The organism is Alteromonas sp. KUL42 (genome assembly GCF_006538325.1).
Taxonomy (GTDB): domain Bacteria; phylum Pseudomonadota; class Gammaproteobacteria; order Enterobacterales; family Alteromonadaceae; genus Alteromonas.
In genome coordinates, this window is record NZ_BJKK01000015.1 from 25,738 (window position 1) to 47,994 (window position 22,257).

At 44.4% G+C, this 22,257-nt stretch carries 18 protein-coding genes; 9 read left to right on the forward strand and 9 right to left on the reverse strand.

The window, feature by feature from the left end; translation table 11 throughout:
- The first annotated feature begins 7 nt into the window (after positions 1 to 7).
- The 7 genes from EYR97_RS17075 (at position 8) to EYR97_RS17105 (ending at position 8,128) form a co-directional block, all read left to right on the forward strand.
- Positions 8 to 2,074 (forward strand): hydantoinase/oxoprolinase family protein, encoded by a 2,067-nt coding sequence (locus EYR97_RS17075; protein ID WP_131094974.1) that lies wholly within the window; start codon positions 8 to 10, stop codon positions 2,072 to 2,074.
- Between the two features lie 10 nt (positions 2,075 to 2,084).
- A complete protein-coding gene (locus EYR97_RS17080) occupies positions 2,085 to 3,944 on the forward strand; it encodes a hydantoinase B/oxoprolinase family protein (protein WP_131094975.1) in 1,860 nt (619 codons plus the stop codon).
- 2 nt (positions 3,945 to 3,946) lie between these two features.
- Positions 3,947 to 4,558 (forward strand): isochorismatase family protein, encoded by a 612-nt coding sequence (locus EYR97_RS17085; protein ID WP_242635094.1) that lies wholly within the window; start codon positions 3,947 to 3,949, stop codon positions 4,556 to 4,558.
- A gap of 26 nt (positions 4,559 to 4,584) precedes the next feature.
- Positions 4,585 to 5,979, forward strand: coding sequence for a 3-isopropylmalate dehydratase large subunit (gene leuC, locus EYR97_RS17090; protein WP_131095025.1), 1,395 nt, complete (start codon positions 4,585 to 4,587; stop codon positions 5,977 to 5,979).
- Positions 5,980 to 5,991: 12 nt separating this feature from the next.
- Entirely contained in the window at positions 5,992 to 6,597 is a 606-nt protein-coding gene (gene leuD, locus EYR97_RS17095; RefSeq protein ID WP_131094977.1) for a 3-isopropylmalate dehydratase small subunit, read from the forward strand.
- Between the two features lie 80 nt (positions 6,598 to 6,677).
- Positions 6,678 to 7,703: a 2-dehydropantoate 2-reductase gene (locus EYR97_RS17100; RefSeq protein WP_242635095.1), complete on the forward strand. Its 1,026-nt coding sequence runs from the start codon at positions 6,678 to 6,680 to the stop codon at positions 7,701 to 7,703.
- A gap of 65 nt (positions 7,704 to 7,768) precedes the next feature.
- Positions 7,769 to 8,128: a VOC family protein gene (locus EYR97_RS17105; protein WP_131094978.1), complete on the forward strand. Its 360-nt coding sequence runs from the start codon at positions 7,769 to 7,771 to the stop codon at positions 8,126 to 8,128.
- A gap of 75 nt (positions 8,129 to 8,203) precedes the next feature.
- Here EYR97_RS17105 and asd read toward each other — a convergent pair whose 3' ends face one another.
- A complete protein-coding gene (asd, locus tag EYR97_RS17110) occupies positions 8,204 to 9,328 on the reverse strand; it encodes an aspartate-semialdehyde dehydrogenase (protein WP_131094979.1) in 1,125 nt (374 codons plus the stop codon).
- Positions 9,329 to 9,775: 447 nt separating this feature from the next.
- Here asd and EYR97_RS17115 point away from each other — a divergent pair, with 447 nt between their 5' ends.
- Positions 9,776 to 10,195 carry a CBS domain-containing protein gene (locus EYR97_RS17115; RefSeq protein ID WP_131094980.1) on the forward strand — a complete coding sequence of 140 codons (420 nt, stop codon included), beginning with the start codon at positions 9,776 to 9,778 and terminating at the stop codon, positions 10,193 to 10,195.
- An 84-nt stretch (positions 10,196 to 10,279) separates the two neighbouring features.
- Here the strand turns inward: EYR97_RS17115 and EYR97_RS17120 are convergent, their stop codons facing one another.
- Both EYR97_RS17120 and EYR97_RS17125 read right to left on the reverse strand, forming a co-directional pair.
- On the reverse strand, positions 10,280 to 13,321 hold the full coding sequence (locus tag EYR97_RS17120; RefSeq protein WP_131094981.1) for an efflux RND transporter permease subunit: 3,042 nt from the start codon (positions 13,319 to 13,321) through the stop codon (positions 10,280 to 10,282).
- Positions 13,322 to 13,324: 3 nt separating this feature from the next.
- Positions 13,325 to 14,398, reverse strand: coding sequence for an efflux RND transporter periplasmic adaptor subunit (locus EYR97_RS17125; RefSeq protein ID WP_181409154.1), 1,074 nt, complete (start codon positions 14,396 to 14,398; stop codon positions 13,325 to 13,327).
- A 209-nt stretch (positions 14,399 to 14,607) separates the two neighbouring features.
- Between EYR97_RS17125 and EYR97_RS17130 the strand changes: the two genes are divergently transcribed.
- Positions 14,608 to 15,228 carry a TetR/AcrR family transcriptional regulator gene (locus EYR97_RS17130; protein WP_131094982.1) on the forward strand — a complete coding sequence of 207 codons (621 nt, stop codon included), beginning with the start codon at positions 14,608 to 14,610 and terminating at the stop codon, positions 15,226 to 15,228.
- A gap of 167 nt (positions 15,229 to 15,395) precedes the next feature.
- Here the strand turns inward: EYR97_RS17130 and EYR97_RS17135 are convergent, their stop codons facing one another.
- The 6 genes from EYR97_RS17135 to EYR97_RS17155 all read right to left on the reverse strand — a co-directional run bounded on the left by EYR97_RS17135 (position 15,396) and on the right by EYR97_RS17155 (position 22,246).
- Positions 15,396 to 15,884: a GNAT family N-acetyltransferase gene (locus tag EYR97_RS17135; RefSeq protein WP_131094983.1), complete on the reverse strand. Its 489-nt coding sequence runs from the start codon at positions 15,882 to 15,884 to the stop codon at positions 15,396 to 15,398.
- A gap of 170 nt (positions 15,885 to 16,054) precedes the next feature.
- Positions 16,055 to 19,207, reverse strand: coding sequence for an efflux RND transporter permease subunit (locus EYR97_RS17140; protein WP_131094984.1), 3,153 nt, complete (start codon positions 19,205 to 19,207; stop codon positions 16,055 to 16,057).
- 9 nt (positions 19,208 to 19,216) lie between these two features.
- A complete protein-coding gene (locus EYR97_RS17145) occupies positions 19,217 to 20,365 on the reverse strand; it encodes an efflux RND transporter periplasmic adaptor subunit (protein ID WP_131094985.1) in 1,149 nt (382 codons plus the stop codon).
- A 146-nt stretch (positions 20,366 to 20,511) separates the two neighbouring features.
- Entirely contained in the window at positions 20,512 to 20,919 is a 408-nt protein-coding gene (locus EYR97_RS22525) for a GGDEF domain-containing protein (protein WP_242635100.1), read from the reverse strand.
- Complete coding sequence (locus EYR97_RS17150; RefSeq protein WP_242635096.1) at positions 20,844 to 21,617, reverse strand: hypothetical protein; 774 nt, start codon at positions 21,615 to 21,617, stop codon at positions 20,844 to 20,846. Before EYR97_RS17150 ends, EYR97_RS22525 begins: the two co-directional genes overlap by 76 nt.
- Positions 21,614 to 22,246 (reverse strand): membrane integrity-associated transporter subunit PqiC, encoded by a 633-nt coding sequence (locus EYR97_RS17155; RefSeq protein WP_131094986.1) that lies wholly within the window; start codon positions 22,244 to 22,246, stop codon positions 21,614 to 21,616. The genes EYR97_RS17150 and EYR97_RS17155 overlap by 4 nt, the downstream gene beginning before the upstream one ends.
- Positions 22,247 to 22,257 lie beyond the last annotated feature (11 nt).

The following is a 22,257-nucleotide window of genomic DNA, read 5'->3' on the forward strand; positions in this document are numbered from 1 at the left end:
GAAAAGCATGTCATACAGACTCGGCGTTGATGTGGGTGGTACGTTTACCGACCTGCTGCTGATTAACGAAGAAACGGGCCAAACACACACGGCAAAAGTACCTTCTACGCCTCACGATTCATCGGTGGGTGTGCTAAACGGTATTGATAGAATTTGTGAAGAATCTGGTGTGCCTGTTTCAAGTATTCATCGTGTAATGCACGGTACCACGGTGGCAACGAATGCCGTACTTACGGGTAAAGGTGCCAAAGTCGCTTTAGTTACTACCAAAGGATATAAACAAGTGCTGCAGGTGGCACGTTCTTACTGCCCAGGCGGCCTCGGCGGTTGGGTGAGCTATGTGAAAAAGCCGCTGTTAGCACCGCTTGAACTTACTGTTGAAGCTGATGAGCGTATTGATGCAAAAGGTGATGTGGTCAAAGCGCTCGACGAAGTACAACTTGTTTCAACGCTTGAAGGATTAAAGGAAAAAGGTGGCTTCAGCGCACTGACAATCTCTTTTATTAACGCTTATGTAAACGGCGATAATGAACGTCGAGCAAGAGAGATAGCACAAACTATTTTTCCCGATATGCCTATATCTATTTCTTGTGAGGTCGTGCCAGAGCTTCAAGAATATGAGCGAACTGAAACCACTGTAGTTAATAGTTATGTGCGTCCTGAAGTAGCCAAATACGTGGATAATCTGTTTGGCGCCTTGACCGACCGTATGGGAGATAACCTACATTTATCCATTTTGCGCTCAGACGGCGGTCTTGCTTCTGCACGCTCGGCGGCTGATAGCCCTGTAAACTTACTTATGTCAGGCCCAGCAGGCGGTGTGGCAGGTGCTATTCACTTTTGTCAGCAAGGTGGCTTTAAAGACATTCTTACTTTTGACATGGGGGGGACATCTACAGATGTGGCGCTTATCCAAAACGCCACAGCCCGCGTGAGACGAGAGACCCGTGTGGGAGATGTAACTGTGCGTGCACCTTCTGTAGATGTGCGCACGGTTGGTGCGGGTGGTGGTTCGTTAGCGTTTGTACCTGAGTTGACCAAGGCGCTACGTGTAGGACCTGAATCTGCTGGTGCTATGCCAGGGCCCGCTGCTTACATGAAAGGCGGGGAAGAACCAACAGTATGTGATGCCAATGTGGTTTTGGGTTATTTACCCGCTGATGTGCAACTTGGCGGTAAGATGTCAATTAATCGTGATGCAGCCGTGGCAGCAGTGCAAAAAGTGGCTGATGCCATGGAGATCACGGTTGAAGAGGCTGCTGAAGGGATCATCAAAATAGCCAATGAGGCGATGTTTGGTGCGTTAAGGCTGGTTTCTGTAGAGCAAGGCTTTGACCCCAGAGAGTTCGCTTTAGTTGGGTTTGGCGGTGCAGGCCCGTTGCACGCTAATGCATTGGGAATTTTAACCCAAGCGTGGCCTGCCATTATTCCCCCTGGCCCAGGCGTATTATGTGCCTATGGTGATGCCACCACTCAAGTGCGCAACGAAGCGTCACAAACCTTGGTATCGTTATTAGACGAACTATCTATCGAGCGCTTTAAAGCAGTACTGCAAGAATTAGCGGATAAAGCTGCATCTACTTTGCTTGCCGATGGCATTACCGAAAGCGAACAAGACATCACTTATCAAGCGGATATTCGCTATACCGGTCAGGCATTTCAACTTTGTGTACCGTTTACGTTAGACGACTTAAATAAAGACGGTCTTTCAACGCTCAAATCTCAATTTGATGCAGAGCATACCCAGTTGTTCACTTTTGCATTAAAAGAAGGGCATGAAGTGGTTATGGTACGTGCGATAGCCACGGCTAAATCGAAGCCGCTACCACCTCCGCCTCAACCTGATAGCCGCTATACGCTCGCTGACTGTGAAATTACCAAAAGTCGTATTTATTACGAAGGTCAGTATCACGATGCGGTTATTTACGATCGTAGCAAGTTACATCAAAACCTCGCCGTAACAGGGCCTGCGATAGTGTGTGAAATGGACTCAACCAGTGTCATTTTACCGGGCTTTATCGCCAAGGTTGACCGCGTTGGTAACTTACTTATCACTCCTCAAGAGACAGCGTAAGGTGAATGTCATGAACAATAAAATAAAACAAACAAACACTACACCACTTACCCGTGTCGAGGTAGATACTGTCACGGTTGATATAATCGAAAATGCACTTCGCAATGCTCGTGAAGAAATGGATGCCGTGTTGTTCAGAACGGCAATGAGCCCAGGCATTCGAGAGCAAGGTGATTGCTTTCCAATGATTGCAAACAAAGACGGTAAGATGGTGGTAGGGCAATTTGGCTCATTTATTCACGGCTTTCTTGATGCCTTTGAAGGAGAGTTAGAAGAAGGGGACATTATTTTAACCAATGACCCTTACATGACCAATGCCGCGGTATCACACTTACCGGACTGGATTGTTTTAGTACCTGTATTTAAAGATGGCCGTCATATCGCATGGTCAGCCATGTTTGGCCATATGTCAGACAATGGCGGAATGGTGCCTGGCTCAATTCCTATTAAGGCTGAGTCTATTTATCAGGAAGGAATTCGTATTCCGCCTATGAAACTGTATAAGAAGGGGGTTTTACAGTCCGATATTTTAGAACTCATATTGCACAATGTGCGTACACCTCAGTGGAACCGCTTTGACCTTAACGCACTGGTTGCGTCGTGTAAAACTGCAGCGAAACGTTGTGAAGAAATAGCCGAGCGTTTCGGTGATGATATTTTCTATTCCACAATGGAAATTATGCTAGAGCGTAATCATGTCGCCATGTCGGCAATCATTAACATGATAGTACCGGAAGAGCCGCGTGTATTTGAAGATTACTTGTGTGATGACGGCGTGGGTATGGGGCCTTATAAAATTCGCTGTAAAATGTGGCGCGAGGGAGATAAGGCAATTTTTGATTTTGAAGGTACCGATCCTCAGGCAAAGAGTTCTATCAACTTTTACCTTAACGAAGATATGTTCAAGATGTTCTTCGGCTCTTTCACTATAAACTTAGTTGATCCTCAAATACTATTCAACGACGGCTTCTATGACCTTGTAGAAGTGCGCATTCCGCAAGGCAGTTTACTCAAACCTAACTTCCCTGCAGCATTATCAGGGCGTACCCACGCACTTGGGCGTATTTTTGATGTAATGGGTGGTCTTCTAGGACAAAGCGCACCAGATGCCATGAATGCAGCGGGCTTCTCAGATTCGCCGCATTTGTTCTATTCCGGTTATGACGATAAAGGCGAGTGGTTCCAGCTATTCCAAATTGGGTTTGGTGGTATACCTGGGCGTCCAGCGGGCGACGGCCCTGATGGTCATTCATTGTGGCCTGGGTTTACGAATGTTCCCAATGAGTTTGTCGAAGCGTATTTCCCCCTTCGCGTGGAAAGCTATGAAACCATAGCCGACTCTGGCGGCGCAGGACTGCATCGCGGCGGAAATGGACTGTCAGTGGCTTACCGGTTTTTGTGTGACGGTGCTATTGCAATACACGATGACCGCTGGCTTACCTATCCGTGGGGTGTAAATGGGGGAGAGCCAGGCAAGCGTTCTACGAAACGCTTGGTACGTGTAGATGGTACTGAACAAGTACTACCCGCTAAGTGTGAAGGCATTGAAGTTAAAGCCGGTGATTTACTCTACTTTGACACATGGGGAGGAGGCGGTTGGGGCGACCCTTATGCCCGTGATACCGGCCTAGTTATGCAAGACTTAGCGCGGGGCCTTATTACAGAAAAAGGCGCAGCACGTTATGGGGTAGTGGTTCAAAGTGGAGTGTTGGACGAAGACGCGACAGCATCACTTCGAGAGTCACTAAGACAAGAACGAGGAGAAATACCCTTGTTTAATCGCGGTGGTACCATTGAAGAGATCAAAGCGCGGGCATTGGAAGAAACGGGACTTCCTGCTCCAGTGTCTCCTACTTTCATAGGTAAATAAGCGTGACTAGTAAAGACAGAGACTTAGCGTTTGAGCGTGTAACTTTAGGTACGCGTCCCGCGCTAATCGTAGTGGATATGGCGGTTGGTTTTACATCGGTTAATAGCCCTTTAGGGGGCGATTTTGATGAGCAAGTGAACGCGGCTAATGCATTAGTTACCGCTTTTTCTGACCATGCATTACCGATTGTATTTACGCGTGTAGTGTATGAGGGAGATGAGCAAAGTGTGTTTCGCCGACATTTACCCGATTTAAATATTCTCACCCCCACTAGCCGGTGGGTTGATATTGACCCGCGATTTGTGCAATCCCCTACATCTTGGGTATTGGACAAAACGGGTCCTAGTGCGTTTTTCAATACGGCGCTAAATCAGCAACTTCGAGACAAAGGCGTTGATAGCGTCATAGTGTGCGGGCTAACCACTAGTGGCTGTGTACGCGCCACAGTGGTTGATGCGTTGCAATATAACTTTCCTACTTGGGTGGTTAGCGATGCTTGTGGTGACCGAAATCACAGTGCTCACAGCGCTAACTTGCATGACATGAACGCCAAATATGCAGAAGTGGTTGATATGCAGCAAGCGTTGGCGCACCTCGAGTCGTTAACGTCGTAGGATAGGGAGTAGTAATGAGTAAAATCCTGGCTAAAACTCTTTATGACAAATTGTGGGATGCCCATTATGTAACAGATATTGATGGTGAAGGATTACTGTTTATTGACCGTCACCTTATTCATGAGGTTACTTCGCCACAGGCATTTGATGGGCTCAATCAAAAAGGGCGCCGCGTTAGGCGACCAGATCTAACAATTGCCACTATGGATCACAGTATTTCCACACGTTCTACTTCACTTGATGCTTGTGGACCCAAAAACGCACTACAACTTAGAACCCTTATTGAGAACTGTCGTGAGCATGGCGTGGTACTTTATCCTGTAGGCGATGATAATCAAGGTATAGTGCACGTTATGGGGCCTGAGCTTGGGCTCATTCAACCAGGGATGACGGTGGTGTGTGGTGATTCTCATACTGCTACCCATGGTGCATTGGGCACACTGGCATTTGGTATTGGTACGTCTGACGTAGAGCACGTCATGGCCACACAAACCATTCGTCAGTCGAAAGCGAAAAACATGCGAGTGCGCTTTGAGGGAATATTGTCAGAAGGCGTATACGCGAAAGATCTTATCTTGGCGCTAATTGGTGAAATTGGTCACGATGGTGCGACTGGGTATGTAATTGAATATGCAGGCAGCGCTATCGAAGCATTATCTATTGAAGGTCGCATGACCATTTGTAATATGAGTATTGAAGCGGGCGCTAAAGCAGGAATGGTTGCCCCCGATACAGTGACATTCGAATATTTAAAAGGAAGGCCCAATGTAGCGAAAGAGGTAGACTTCCACGCCCTTGTCAGCAGATGGTCATCTTTAAAGAGCGATCCCGATGCAATATTCGATAAGGAAGTGGTTATCGATGTATCCACGCTAGCTCCCCAAGTCACTTGGGGCACCAACCCCGGTCAGGTGGTGGGTATTAATGAGCCAATTCCGTACCTTAGCGAATTAATTTCTACCTCAGAAAAAGATGCAGCAAAAAAAGCATTCGACTACATGGCATTGACGGAAGGAGAAGTGCTTAGCAATTTACCTATCTCTCATGTGTTTGTAGGTTCATGTACCAATAGCCGTATTGAAGATCTAAGAGAAGCGGCTCGAATTGCTTCGAAAGGACATGTGGCAAAAGGCGTTAAAGCCATTGTCGTACCGGGGTCTGTAAAAGTTAAGCAGCAGGCAGAAAAAGAGGGGCTTCACCACATATTTCAAGCGGCTGGGTTTGAGTGGCGCTTGCCGGGCTGTTCAATGTGTTTGGGAATGAACGACGACATTTTGGGAGAAGGGGATCGTTGCGCCTCAACCAGTAATCGTAACTTTGAAGGGCGTCAAGGGCGCGGTGCGCGAACGCATTTGGTAAGCCCTGCTATGGCTGCTGGCGCTGCGTTAGCTGGTCACTTCGTCGACATTCGAACATTGTAGAAGGATGACATAATGGAACCTATTATTGAAGTAACATCAAAAGCCATTCCACTAACGGGAAATAATGTCGATACTGACCAACTCTTACCTAAGCAGTTTCTAACCGAAATTTCACGCACGGGCTTTGGAAAACACTTGTTGCACGATCAGCGTTACCTTGACGATAAGGAGCAGGTGCCAAACCCCGCATGTGTGTTAAATGATGAAGCCTATAAAGGAGCTAAAATTCTGCTAGCAGGTGAAAACTTTGGTTGTGGGTCAAGCCGAGAACACGCCCCATGGGCCATTGCTGATTTTGGTATTTCGGTTATTGTTGCCAAGGGCTTTGCGGATATTTTTTATGCCAATTGTCTCAACAATCAGTTGCTACCTGTGTGTTTGCCAGCAAATATCGTAGATGCGTTGATGATGATGTGTAGTGATGATCCATCCATAGAAATAACGGTTAGTCTCAAACATCAGCGCGTAATGTGTGGCGATGTTATGGCAACGTTCACCATTGCTGCACATCATCGTGTTAACCTGATGAATGGCGTAGATAAGATAGGTCGTACGCTTCAAGACTTATCAGTAATTGAAGACTATGAAGCTAAGTATCTGGCAGGCTCTTCGGTTTAATTTTAAATGTTTACTTTTTGTTAAAATGAACGCAGGCTATATAAAAGAATAGGAGAGTCACAATTTAAAAAGGTTGGTGAATGGATAGACATGAAGAGCCATTGTGCATTGCTATACTGGGTGCTGGCAGTATTGGCTGTTATTTGGGTGGTTGTTTGTTGGCTACTGATGCTAATAAACACTGTAACGTCACTTTCATTGGCCGACAGCGACTACAAGATGATGTAAGACAGCATGGCTTAACCATGACGGATTGGCGGGGGCGTGACCAACACGTCGATAGTCAGCACATTCACTTTACTTGTGAAAATGACGCTTTAGCTGATGCCGACTTTATTTTACTGTGTGTGAAAAGCCAAGATACTCAAAGTGCTGCTGCCATCATCAAACAATATGCATCTGATAATGCGATTGTAGTGAGCTTTCAAAATGGTGTGACTAATGGTGCGGTATTATCAGAATTACTGTCTCAACAGGTAATTAAAGGGATGGTGCCATTCAATGTGTTCTATCAGGGGAAAGGTCATTTTCACTGCGGAACCGAGGGGAATCTTGCCATTCAAGATGCCAACAAGCAATGCTCTTCTCTCGTCTCGTGCTTTAATAGTGCTTCTCTTCCCATCACGGTATATGACAACATTTCAAATGTTCAATATGGCAAGCTAATCATGAATTTGAATAATGCGGTCAACGCGTTATCAGGTATTCCATTAAAAGAGCAGTTGAGCAATAGGGAATATCGAAAAGTCATTGCAAGTGCATTAAACGAAGCGTTAACGGTGCTTTCTGCCGAGGGGATTGAGCCTGCTCGCACAGGTAAGGTTATTCCCAAATTAATGCCGAAAATAATGGCACTGCCTAACTTTCTGTTTAACATTGTTGCTGCTTCAACACTGAAGATTGACCCACAAGCGCGTTCGTCTATGTATGAAGACTTAGTATTGGGCAGGCCCACTGAAATAGACTATCTTAACGGCGAGATAGACAGACTGGGTAAAAAACACGGTATCGCAACGCCCGTAAATACTAACATTGTAGCGCTGATCAAACAGGCTGAACTTGATGAGAAAGGCAGTCCAATGTTATCGCCATCGCAGCTCCTGTAACTCAGAGTTTTAGAAGCAACCTTATTAGGTCAACAAATTTTTATTGCTTACAAAGAGGGAACCTTATGCCAAGTAAACCAAAATTAAATTACGTGGAGTTTTCTTCACTCAACGTGTTGGCGTCTAAACACTTTTTTAGCACGGTGTTTGATTGGCAATTTACTGATTATGGAAAAGATTACAGCGCATTTTCTAATGCGGGATTAGAAGGTGGTATTTTTACCGCAGAGCGTGTTTCCCAAGCCCAAAGTGGCGCCCCACTACTTGTTTTTTATTCTTCGAATCTTACACAAACACTGCATGACGTCGAGAAAGCTGGCGGCAGTATTTCAAAACCTATATTTGCTTTTCCCGGTGGCTGCCGTTTTCACTTTATTGAGCCGGGTGGCAACGAGTTGGCAGTGTGGTCTGAAAAAGCAGAGTAACGGTAGCAACAAAAAAGCGCCCAGCAAAACATGCTGGACGCTTATTTTTATAGAGAGTTTTTCGTAAGTGGGTGCTTACTGTTGCTCAAGCACAATGCGCAACATGCGACGCAGTGGTTCTGCCGCTCCCCACAGTAACTGATCGCCCACGGTAAATGCTGAAATATACTCAGGCCCCATAGTTAATTTGCGAATTCTACCTACAGGGATAGACAAGGTGCCGGTTACTTTCGCCGGTGTTAATTCTTGCATCGTAATATCGCGATCGTTAGGAATAACTTTTACCCATTCATTGTGTTCAGCAAGTATCGCTTCAATTTCTTCTACAGAAAGATCTTTTTTCAGTTTCAGCGTAATTGCTTGGCTGTGGCAGCGCATGGCGCCCACGCGAACACAGATACCATCAATAGGAACGGGGTTGCCCTGTATACCGAGTATTTTGTTGGCTTCGGCTTGTGCTTTCCATTCTTCACGACTTTGGCCTGACGGAAGCTGTGTGTCGATATAAGGAATAAGGCTTCCTGCTAGTGGCACACCAAATTGTTCGCTAGGGTAGTCATCGCTGCGAATAAACTCAGAAACTTGTTGATCGATGTCTAAGATCGCGGTTGCAGGGTCTTCAACTTTGTCCTTAACGTTGGCATGAATTGCCCCCATCTGACTGATAAGCTCGCGCATGTGCTTAGCACCTGAGCCTGAAGCGGCTTGGTAGGTCATGGGTGAAGCCCACTCAACAAGCTCTTTTTCAAAAAGTCCACCAAGTGCTAACAGCATTAACGATACAGTACAGTTTCCGCCTACATAAGTGCGAACACCTTTTGCTATACCGTTGTCAATTTCTTTGCGATTAACTGGGTCTAAAATAATAACTGCATCATCTTTCATGCGAAGCGCAGACGCTGCATCTATCCAGTAACCATTCCAACCTGTTGCGCGTAGGTCATCATATACAGCTTTGGTGTAATCGCCCCCTTGACAGGTAATAATAATGTCTTGTTTAGACAGTGCGTCAATGTCGTGAGCGTCTTGTAAAACACCTGCATCACGGCCTGCGAAACCTGGCGCCGCACTGCCTGCTTGTGATGTGGTAAAAAATGTGGGCTCAATGTGCGCAAAGTCTTGCTCTTCTTGCATGCGCTGCATTAATACAGAGCCAACCATACCGCGCCAGCCCACTAAACCTACTTTTTGTGTTGTCATTAACCTGAGAACCCTTGTTGCTAAAATGATAAGTACTTAACCAACTTAAGCGATAATCAGCACGCCTCAATTCACGTAAAAATGAATAAAGGGGGCGGGCTAACCAAGCCAGTCATAATTGTGCAACTTATATTCAAATCGCGTTTTTTCAGCGCGTGAACGATGCTACACCATACCTGTCGTTTTTATATTTGTGCTTGCAGTCTAAGGCTTATTACAAGCAGTGGCTAGACGCTTTTTATAAATATTCTGTTGCTGATATAAGCAATACTCAATTTGTGTACTAATCTTGTCCAGTTGAGGCTTGGTTTAGGTTTGGTTATAAAGAAGTGTCGCTAGATTGCTTAACTGCAAAAATTGTTTTATTGAGATAATACTTGCTATTCGTCATTGTGATTTTTAATCTCAACGTTTAAATATACGCTTGTAGTTGATAAGAGGGGAAGCATGGGCGTCGCCAATATAATGTCTAAGCGGGTGGTGAGTGTTCATATGGATGACAGTTTACAGTCGCTTAGAGAACTATTTTCGGCAACTGGGTTTCATCACTTACTGGTAGTGCATGACAATGTGCTTACTGGAATTATATCAGATCGTGATTTGTTAAAAGCAGTAAGCCCGTTTATCGACACCATAAGCGAGCGTATGCTCGATAGAGTAACGTTAGATAAACGCGCCCATCAAATTATGACCCGAGAGGTCATAACCTTAACCCCGCAAGATTCTGTTTTTAGCGCTATCGAATTGTTCAATAACAATAAAATATCCTGCATACCCATTGTCGATATGCACTACCACCCTGTGGGAATTGTGTCTTGGCGCGATGTGATGAAGTTTATGCAGAAAAGGGTAGAAGCAAAACGCTAAACATTCTTTAGCACCTTTGACAAGAGTCTCATCAAAGGTGCAAACAGTATGTATTGAACAAGTTTTGAATTAATGGAGATGCTATTAGGCTTTTCTGTAACTCACTTTAAACAGCAGGCTATACAAAACGGGAACTGCAATTAACGTCAGAATAGTTGCAAAAGTAAGTCCACCCATTATAGTCACCGCCATGTCGGCAAAGAATGCATCAAATAGCAATGGAGCCATCCCTAAAATTGTCGTAACAGCGGCAAGCGCAACGGGTCTAACACGGCTTAGTGTCGCTTCAACGATGGCACTTTTAATTGCCAATCCTTCTTCTATTTGAAGGTCAATTTCTTCAATTAGAACAATGGCATTTTTAATCAGCATTCCAAATAAACTCAAAAAACCCAGTAGCGACATAAAGCCAAATGGCATATCAGTAGATAATAAACCTGTTACTACACCTACAATAGCCATCGGAACAACCAGCCATATGATAAGTGGCTGGCGAGCATGCCCAAACAATAAAACTGAGATAATGAACATTACCAAAAAGCCTGCTGGCAAACCTGCACCTAAAGCTTCTTGTGCTTCACTTGAGCTTTCAAACTCACCGCCCCACTCAAGTTGATAACCAGCAGGTAAATCAATATCTTCAATTAGCGGGCGAATACGCGCTAACGCTTTTGCTGCCGTTTCGTGTTCGCCGGGCTCGGCTTCAACTGTTATGGTGCGCAGGCGATCTTTGCGATGTATGCGCAGCTCTTCAGTCATAAGATCTAAGCCATGGGAGACCTGTGTGAAAGGAATATACTGACGCTGCTGAGAAGACCACACTTGAGACTCGCGAATTGACTGAAGCGCCGTGTCATCTGAGTTCCCCATTTTCGCCATGATATTATAGGCATAATCACCATCTTGCACAGTGCCCAGTTTCACGCCATTGCTGGCATATTGTACAGTTTGACTAAAATCTGAATGTGAAACCCCAGCAATTCCCGCATTGTAATTGTCGAACTGCGTGTTTATTGCAAATCCTTTCTCTCGCCAGTTGTGACGAACATCAATCACCTGACCATCTTCAAAGAGACGGGCCTTAGCTTCTTCTGCCAGTTGACGCAATACCTCAGTATCTGGACCTGAGAAACGTGCTTCGAGTTTGGCGCCTGAGCCAGGGCCAAACTGCATGCGTTCCATATAGAAGTTTGCATCTAAATCCAAATCACCTAGCTTGCTCGATAATGCACTTTGAATGGCAGGAATATGCTCTAATTCGCTGGCACGGACCATAAAGAATGCGTAGTTTTCGTTAGCGCTTTTGGGCGCGTATGTCAGCGTAAATCTATCAGCGCCCTGCCCAATAAATGTGGTTACAGCACTGACATTATCTAAGCCTAATATGCGTTTCTCGGCTTCCTTTGCAATTTGCTCTGTCGCTCGAATATCCCGATCTTGAGGTCCCCAGTAGTGCACAAAAAATACCGGTGCGTTTGACGGTGGGAAGAACCCTTGCTTGACCATGCCAAAACTGCCATAAGCAACAATGGTAATAATGAGGAGTACGGCGATGGTTACCCAACGAAGCTTTAATGCGCCAATAAGTGTGCGTTTAAACCACTGTTGCGCAGCAGAGGGTGCGTTACTTTGTGACTGCGACATACCTTTGCGATAGAAGTGTGCGCCCAATACGGGAACCAGCGTTACTGCAAGTATCCAGCTTATAATCAATGACACCAAAACCACGGCAAACAATGAATAAAGAAACTCACCGGTAGCATCGTTAGATAAACCGATGCCAGAAAAGGCTGCAATACCGATCACGGTTGCGCCTAATAACGGCCACTGTGTACGTTTCACAATAAAACTGGCGGCATCTTTTGCTGATGCACCTGTTGCCATTCGTAGCATCATTCCTTCAGCTACCACTATTGCATTATCGACCAGCATACCCATGGCGATAACCATTGCACCTAAAGAAATACGCTGAAGTTGAATATCTATCAACCACATGATTAGGATTGTACCGAGCACAGTAACGAGCAGCACAGTTCCTACCACAATCCCTGAACGCCACCCCATGAACAAACACAAGGTTAGTGTTACCACTGCCACAGACATCACAAGGTTATTGATAAAGCCGTCTACCGATTCATCGACTACAGATGCTTGATCGTAAATTGGAGTAAGGGTAATGCCAACTGGGAGTTGCTGAAGTAGGGCGTTTACCTTTGCGTTTACCCTCGCACCAACATCTACGATGTTCACATCAGTTAATGCTGACACACTCAGAGTAAGGGCCTCTTCGCCGTTGTACCGGACTAATACTGGTTGGATATCGGCAGGCTCTAGTTTCAACGTGGCAATATCAGCCACGCGTAAAGAGCGATTCGTACCCGGTATTACCAGTGATAAATTTGAAATCTCTTCTAATCTGTCTGGTGCACGCTCTACAATCAAGCGCACGTTTTTTTCATCCACTTTCACGCGTCCACCGTTGAATGGACGAAGATTGTCTTGGAACAATGAGGTCAGCTCTGGAAAAGAAATACCCAGCCCAGCAAGTTGATACGGGTTGATGTAAGCAACTATTTGTTCTTTTTGAATACCGGTTACGTTGACCTTTGCCACACCTTCAGTGGTAAGCAGGTCTCGACGAATAATTCGGGCAAATTCACGTAACTCATTGGTGTCGAAATCTGGTGCGCTGAGTGCGTAATAAAGCCCGTAAACATCACCAAAGTCATCAAATACCACAGGATCTTGAGCCCCGGCGGGTAGTGAACTTGCTGTGTCGCGAAGGCGTTTTCTTAATTCATCCCAAATTTGAGGTAAAACGCCACTATCGTAAGTACTTTTTACCTCTACGGTAATTTCAGAGCGACCCGGGGAGGATATAGATGTCACCTCTTTTAATTGGGGCATTTGTTGAATCGCAATTTCTAAGCGTTCTGTGACTTCACGTTCAACTTTTTCAGCGCTAGCGCCTGGGTAAGAAGTGTATACTTTAACTTGCTTGATGGTAAAAGCAGGGTCTTCAAGCCGGCCAATTTTGGTCATAGCGAGCACACCACCTAACAGCAGTATGATGACCATCAGCCAAACATTTACCGGTTTGTCGATTGAAAAGCGGGCGATATCCATGGTTTATTTTTCTCCCTTATACGGAAGTACTTTCATGTTTTCTCGCATTTGTGCTGCACCAGCTGCTACTACCTGCTGACCAAGCGAAATTGGCCCTTCTACTATGGCAAGATCACCTTCAATATGTTTGACGTCAACCTTTTGCTGGTTGACTGTTTGTAGACCATCGTCATATACCCAAACGGCAAAGCCATCATTCTCATCACCAACGAGTGCTTTTACTGGAACAACTATACCGTCGGAATACAAATTACCTTGTAGGCTTACTTTAACTACAGCTCGGGCACCTGGCGTTAGCGGCAATTCTTTTCTAGGCTCCATAGCAAATACTACTTCGTAGGTTTGGGATACAGGGTCAGGTTGCGTGGAGTGCTCAACATAAGTTACGGGGTACCACTGACTGCGATTAGTCGCTAAGGTCGCACTAGCTTGCTTTATACCACGTCCGATATTGGCGGTGAGCAAACGCTCTGGCACATTGATGTTAAAGTAGATTTTAGACACGTCCTGCAGGCGGGCGATAGCAGTCCCCGACTTTACAAAACTGTTATTTTCTACAAGACGTTGAGACACTTTCGCGTCAAATGGTGCGTAAAGTTGGGTATAGCTTAAGTCCTGCTCGGCGTTTTTAAGATCAATAACAGATAATTCATAGGACGTCTTCGCCGAATCTAGCGCACTTTGAGATACCAAGTTTTGCGCAAACATTTTTTCAATTCTATCGAGCTCTCGTTTTGCTTGTTCTAATCTGGTTTTTGATTCTTCAACTCTGCGCTCAAAAGGCTTCCTATCTATAGTGGCAAGTAGCTTGCCCTTAGTGATATCACTGCCTGTAACTAAATCAGTTTGTATTAATCGTCCAGAAACTTCGAAACTTAAATCAACGGTTTTTACAGCAGAAACAACGGCCGGAAACGTAAATTCGTCAAAATTAGGAATAGGAGAGACTTCGGCAAACTTCACATACCGCACCACTTCCGTTTGTTGTTGCTGAGTTTTCTCAGGTGAGCAAGCGGTAAAGATAAAAATAGAAAAAAGGCTTAAAACTAGCGCATGTGAGTAGTTTTTCAAGGACATAGTCGTATGTCATCCATTAGTAATATGTTGAACATAGATAGCCAGTGCTGTTGCATTTAAAACAACCTACTTTGCAAGCAATATACGCTTGTATGAGCGATTTTACATTCATGCAAAAGTAAACTGGTGAGTGCATTTTAGTTCGTCTACATTGAAAAGTAAACTGTTCGGTGTAAAATAGGTTGGTACATTACTAAGAGAGTAGATCAATGGCTAGCAATACACGAACCCGTAGCGACTTAAAACGCGAAGCTATAATTCAAGCTGCAACGCAAGCGTTTCAAGAATTTGGCGTGAAAGGTACAAGTATGGACAAGCTTGCTGAGTTAGCTAATGTCTCTAAGCGTACTGTTTATAACCACTTTTCTACGAAAGAAGATTTGGTTATGCACCTTGTCACCGAGCAGTGGCAAAGTGCCATAATGAATATCACAGCGCATTATTTACCTGATGAACCCCTTGATACACAGCTACAAAGTATCATTCTCAAAGACATTGAGTTTATGGTAAGTGAAACACACCTAGATTTAGCTCGTGTAGCTATTGGTTATTTCTTTTATGAACCCGATAGACTCAAAGACGAAGTGGCTCAGTTGAAAGCACAGGAAACGGCGATGCACCGATGGCTCAATGATGCAAAGGCTGACGGTAGATTGGCCTTTGATGATGTCAAACAGGTGGTCAATGAGATTGACAGTTTAGTAAAGGGGCAGTGTTTCTGGCCGCAGCTATTTAAGATTGAAAATGTACTAAGTGATATTGATAAAAAAAATATCGCAAGAGGCACTGTAGAACTCATATTAAGCCGATATGCTGTGGTGAATGAATAACGTATAAAGTAGAAAACTTAACATGCAATGCTTAATCGCACCGATGTCGAACTGTACAAAGAGAAGAATAGGGGGCGCAATCAAATATCGCCCCGTTGGCTAATAACCGCGAAATTTCGGTTTATGCAAAGCAGCCTTTAATGTGTTTTGCATGAACAGTTAAGAGACTAACCGTTTTTTGCAAAATCGATAAGCGTTTGGCCATCCATTCTATAGCCAAGCCATTCGCTTTTAGGTTTTGCGCCAAGAGATTCATAAAAGTCGATTGCCGGTTTATTCCAGTCCAATACGCTCCATTCGAAGCGGCCACAATTATTATCAACCGCTGTTTTGGCTAAATACTGTAACAGTGCTTTGCCGGCGCCTAGTCCTCTGGATGCTGGTGACACATAAAGGTCTTCTAGGTATAAACCGTTTCTTCCTTGCCACGTTGAGTAATTAAAGAAATACACGGCAAAGCCAATCGCTTGGCCGTCATGTTCACAAATTACACAATGTGCGATAGCGCCAGCTTCAAACAATGTTTTGTGTAAATCTTGTTCTGTCGCTTCTACTTCATCTTCCGCTTTTTCGTAAATAGCGAGCTCTAGAATAAATTGCCGTATTTGGGGGATGTCGTCAGGTGTTGCATTTCTAATGGTAATAGATTTATTCATAAGTGTTTCCAAGCATAGTCTTTTGCACAGAGAGTATGCTTTTTGTTTTTTGAAGTCCATTGGAAGGGGACTGTCAGAGGAGTCGTATTACCTGATAGTGTAAATAAAACGGGGCTATCACAAAATGTAATAGCCCCGTTTGAACGTTTCTACGCCAGAGGGTGCTTTACTTACAAATGCGTCACAGGATCTGCATTGTTAGCACCTTTTTTCATTTTACGCGCTGATATCTTCGCTTTAATGAAAGTAAAAGGGCCCCGTATATCAAGTAAAATGAGATACAGACACGGCACAAGAATTAAGGTTACCAATGTGGCGTAAAGTACTGCAAAGCCCAGTGCCGCTGCCATTGGAATAACAAATGCGGCCTGTAAGCTGGTTTCAAACATAATAGGCAATACACCCACAAACGTGGTAATTGACGTCAATGTTATTGCTCTAAAGCGCGCTGTACCGGCTTCAGTTACTGCATCTTTTACTCTGTAACCTTGTGCGCGGCGCTGATTGACAAAGTCAGTCATAACCAATGAATCGTTGATAACAACACCTGCGGCTGCAATTAGTCCAAAGGTAGACATCATTGATAAATCGAGTCCTAAAAGGAAATGCCCCCAAATTGCGCCTGTTAAGCTAAACGGAATAACAGACATTATGATGAGCGGCTGTCCATAACTTTTTAGTGGCACAGCCAGTAAAATGTATACCAATACCATTGCAGCTAGGAAGAATAGCATTTGCTCATTTTGCTGCGCCTGTTGCTCTTCAATATCGCCACCAAGTTCAGTCATCACCGAAGGGAAGCTTTCTTTAAGCTGAGGCAATAGTTTTTCACGAATTTCAGTTACTACTTCGTTAGGTTCGACTTTTTCTTCGTCAATGTTGCCCCACACATAAACGCTGCGATAGCCTCCCTCACGGCGAATGTAGCTAATGCCTGGCTTTTCTTCTAATGCCACCACATCACCTAGCATCACTTCTTCGCCATCTGGCGTTTTAATCAGTGAGTACTTAAGGTCTGCAAAGCGCTCGCGTGTTAATTCAGGGTAACGCACCATTACGCGCACCTCTTCGCCGTTGCGAATAACTCGTTGCGCTTCACCGCCATAGAAGCCTGCACCCACTTGAGATGCAATGCTAGATAGAGTTAATCCTAAATCGTAGGCAACAGGCAACAGTGTCATTTGTACTTCTTTGCTTGGCGGGTCAATCGTTGAACTTACATCAAATAGGCCTTCTTGCTGTTGTAGCATTTCAATAAACTTCAAGCCCGCAGCATTTAGTGTGTCAATGTCAGGACCAAACAATAAATAACCAAACTCACCGTCATCACCATCGCCATTAACATCGTCGATAACAGTAAATGACTTCATGCCTGAAATTTCAGGGATGGCTTCACGCCAGCGTCGAGCAAGCTCAAAGGTATCAATTGGGCGGTCATTTTCGTTAACTAGCGGCGCAAGAATGCGACCTTCGGTACGCTCTTCGTTAAACGCAAGGCGGTCTCGGATCATCCCTGTACCAAATTCTTTAATAATGTCTTCTTCAACATCTAAAATGGTTTGCTCTACAATTTTAAGTGCGTCTATGGTCATGGTGTCTGAGACATTTTCGTTCATCTCAATGCGTACACTTGGGAAGTCGTGAGGTACTTTTGGGTTTGGAACCATACGCACGTAGTTGGCATTAATCAGTCCAAAACTTATCATTAATAAAGCAATGAATATCATAAGTACTGCCCAGCGCCACTCAATCGCACGCTCAACGGTGCGCTTGTAAGGGCCATTTACAAAGTTAAAGAACCCTTTGTTAAAACGGGAGCGCCAGCTGGTGGGTTTTACCGGTGAAAACTTAGTGTGTGCAAGGTGAGCAGGTAAAATTAACTTAGATTCAATCAAACTGAATGCCAAGCACAAGATAACAACCACTGAAATGTTGTAGAAGAAGGTACCTTCTGGGCCACTACTTAATGTAAATGGAGCGAACACTGCAATTGTAGTTAACACACCAAATGTAGCTGGTGTAGCAACGCGTTTTGCTCCGCGAATAACATTGTCGATGCCACCGCCTTTACTTTCTATTTCGGTGTAGGCACTTTCCCCTATGACTATGGCATCATCGACCACAATACCCAGCACCATAATGAAAGCGAATAGCGACAGTATGTTGATACTGACCCCAAACAGTGGCATAAGCATCATAGCACCCAAGAAGCAAACAGGTAGCCCTATCATTACCCATAACGCTAATCTAAAACGCAAGAACAAGGTAAGCATAAAGGCCACGAGCACCGAACCTTGTATAAGGTTTGATAGCATCATGTCTAAACGGGCGTTTAGGTAATAGGTCATATCAACCAGCACTTCTAGGTTAACACCTTGAGGCAAGGTCTTATTTTTCTGCTCAATATAAGCTTTAACCGTTTCTGCCACGGGAATGGTATTTTGTGTTTTTGTGGCTTTTACGGCCATGTAGATGGCGTTCATACCGTTGTATTTGAAGTACCGCTCACCCTCTACAAACCCATCATTAATATAGGCAACGTCACCCAGTGTTACTTTAGCGCCGCCGGTGCCAATTTTAATGGGGATTTGTCTAAATTCGTCACCGCTGTAGTACTGATTTTCCACTCGAACAGAAACTATACCTGAATTGGTGCGAAGTTGACCTGCTGAGATATTAGCCGAATAATTATTAATGGCTTGGGTAATATCAGAGATATTTAAACCATATTTTCTCAACGTATCAGGCTTAATCTCAATAGCGATTTCGTCATTAGGAGCAGATACTTGCACTAGAGAAATAGAGCCTAGTTGCAGCAGTTCATCTTCAATGCCCTTGGCCAGTACTTTAAGTTCTGAAAGGGGAAGATCGCCTACCAAAGGCATCTCAATAACCTGTTGTTGGAACTCAACCTGAGAAACGTTAACTGGCTCCATGCCCGCAGGGAAAGTTGCAATACTGTCAACACGCAGTTTTACTTTGTCCAATACATCGGTAAGTTCGGCTTTGGTGTCAATTTCTAACGTCACCGCACCACCGCCACGACGTGCACGAGACACGGTGCGCTTTATTTCGGTTACATCTTTAAGTGCTTCTTCTACCTTAATAAAAATACTTTCCTCTATTTCTTGAGGCGATGCACCAGGGTAGGAGGCTTCAACATTAATATAATTAATCTCAATGTTGGGAAACATCTGACGTTGAATCGTAAAGAAGCTGGCAATACCCATAACAATGATAAAAATCATCAATAGGTTAGCCGCTACTGAATTTCGAGCAAACCAGGCAATGAGGCCATGTTGTGTATCGTTGTGATTTTCCATGACGAACCCTTAGTTTGCTTTCGCTGTCACGACATCAGAAGTATTTGCGATCACTTTAACGGCCATACCGTTTTGCGGGTATTCAGGCAGTGTCATAACTACTTTGTCAGGGTTAAAGGTACCTTGAATGAGAAAGTCGCCGTTTTCCTCGCGTACCACGGTAACCTTGTGAGAGGTTAATTTGTTATCGTCGTCGAGAGTCCACAGTAGCCTGTTTGTTACTAGCTCTTGGGGAACGCGATATACGTCGTTAAGGGTTTTGCCTTCGAATGCAATGGTGCTATACGAGCCAAATTTAACAATAGGCTTGTTAGAGTGAATGGCGTAAGGGTCTTCAATGCGCGCTACGAAGTAACTCATACGGGTATTATTGTCGATAACCCCCGTATCACGGTGAATAGTTCCTTTGATAGTTGTGCCTTGCATATCATCAACATCGATAGCAATTTCACTGCCTACGGTATTGTCGGCTAAAAACATTCTGTCAAATCCGGCAACAGGGAAGGTGACTTCAGCGTATTCAATGTTGTTCAACACGGCAACCTCTGAGCCTGGAGTGACATAATCGCCGGTACTGATATCGCGAGAAACGATAAGTGCATCGTATGGCGCTTTCACTTTACAGTTTTCTAAATCGCGTTTAGCAATTTTTAGTTGTGCTTCAGCTGATTTTACCCCTGCTTGCGCACTTAAGACTTGAGGTTTGCGCAGGTACAAATCGGTCACCCGTGCTTGCGGCATAGATTTGGCTTCGATGGCCGCAACGTCAGCTTGGGCTTGCTCTTGAATAAGTTGCGCTTTGGCGCTGGCGAGGTTGGCTTCGGCAAGCAACAGGGCTGCTTCGTATGAATCAGGCTCAATAGTGAACAGTGTTTCGCCACGACGGATTAATCCACCACTGACAAACTTGGGGTTCCAGCTCTCCACTTCCCCCGCTACTTGTGCAGCCAAGTTGGTGGTTTCAAGTGGCGTAATTTCGCCGTAAGAGGTAAGGCGAACACGGACATCTTCAGGAGATATAGATTCAATCGTAACCGTAGGGCGTGTATCGACTTCTTCCTTAATTGCCGAATCTGATGCAGAGGCTTCTATACCTTTCATTCCCAAATAACCTAAAACAAAAACACCAATAGGTAGCGCAACTCTCATCCATTTCATAGCCAAGTCTACTTTGAAGTAACAATAAATTGCCTATAGTGTAGCGCTAAAGTGTTTCAGGTTTATAGTCCAAATGTAACGAAACATGAGTCAGTTTTGTGTAAAGACAGTGCTTACGTGTCAAATGCAGCATTTATTGTTAGGCATTAATCATGAACAGGGGGAAGTGCTGAGAAGGCACAGACTTTATCTCTGCCGGTTTCTTTGGCGTGATAAAGGGCGTGGTCAGCCTGTTTAATCGCATGAGACAGGGTGTTTTGTGCATTTACTTCACATACACCGAAGCTGCTGGTTACATGCATTTCAATGTCGTTAATATGAAGTGGCGCTTGGTACAAAAGAATGCGAATCTGCTCTAGGGCTTTCACTGCGTTGGCTTCATTAGTATCGGTAAAAATAAGCATGAATTCTTCACCACCCCATCTCGCCAGAATATCTTGACCGCGAAGTCGAGCGGCAAACACCTTGGATATTTGCTTCAGTACTTCATCACCTTGCTCGTGACCATAGGTATCATTAATGCTCTTAAACCTATCAATATCGGCAATTGCAATGAAAAAGGGGTTTTGCTTCTCAGCATTCTTGCATACTCGCGCTCCAAGCATTGCTGTGCTCCGCGTCGATTGAGAAGTTGCGTGAGGTGATCATGCTTTGCTTGACGTTCAAATTGATCACTTAAATACAATGCGGTTTCGTAGCTCTTTTGACGGCTGTACTCATAAAATGCAGACAAAAATGACACGGTTAAGAATGAATAGAGTAAACGTGTTTTAAATGCATAGCTATAACTTGCCATCAACAAAGTTTCATCAAAAACAAACAGCAAAAGTGCTGCAACAAACACATAACCTAAAAGAGCCAAAAGGCCTTTAATGAATCCAGCAAAAAACATGGTGACAGGGGGAACAAGATAGATCCACAACGGGCCTGTATTGTCTTTACCTCCAGAGATAATCAACAGTAATGTCAGTCCCATTAAACACGTTAATAACAGCGTAATTGATGCAGTTCGGGCAGCTACCGTTTGCACTTTGACTTGTAATTGGTGGGAAATCGCAAAAATGACACAAGACAACAGCAGCAATATAGAAAGGGAGAACTCATGTGCTAAAAGTGCGCGTATACCCAGGATAAAGGTTATAGACATCCCCACCGCAGCAAATAGGTTAACCACCATAATTCGCCGGTTGGTTTCATCCTTGTAGTGGGGTTTTACGCCACTAAATAAATAGCGCTTGAGCGTTGTTATCATTCCTTTTCAGTCACCTTAATATTGTCGGCGATTTGTGATGCCAATTGCATCAGCGACTCTCTCATCGCTTCAATACTCGCTGAGAACCCATCGTGTTGCAGCGCAACACGTATATCAAATGGAATAATCCAGTTAGCTTTGTGATCAGGGGGGGATGCGCTACCCAATACTACGAATTCTCCAGACAATAACACTTCGCCATCAAAACGGCTGATAAAATCAGTAATGTGAAGTGCAACATGTATGGTTTTACTGGCGTGATATTGTTCATCATCAACCAAGTACACACCGTAGTTCGATATGGCTTTTTTTAGTGACTTTTTGAGTCCTACATCTAGGGGTTCTGCCCACAAGTGTGTTGTTGAAATATGGACATTGGTTTCACTCGTTTGGTATACCAAGCCTCGTTGTTTCAAATATTCAGGCATAACGAAACGATCTAGTTTTAGGTATGTATACTCTTTCGAGGGCTTTGCTAGCGGTTCATCTACCGAGTGCAAAACATAATAGGTCAATGCCGTGCTAGCACTCGAACAACCAACGATGAACATAACCACTAGTACAGCAGAAAGCCGTATTCGAGACGATATTTTCAAAAACCTACTCGTATAATGTGACGGTGTATTCATTCAGTTATCCT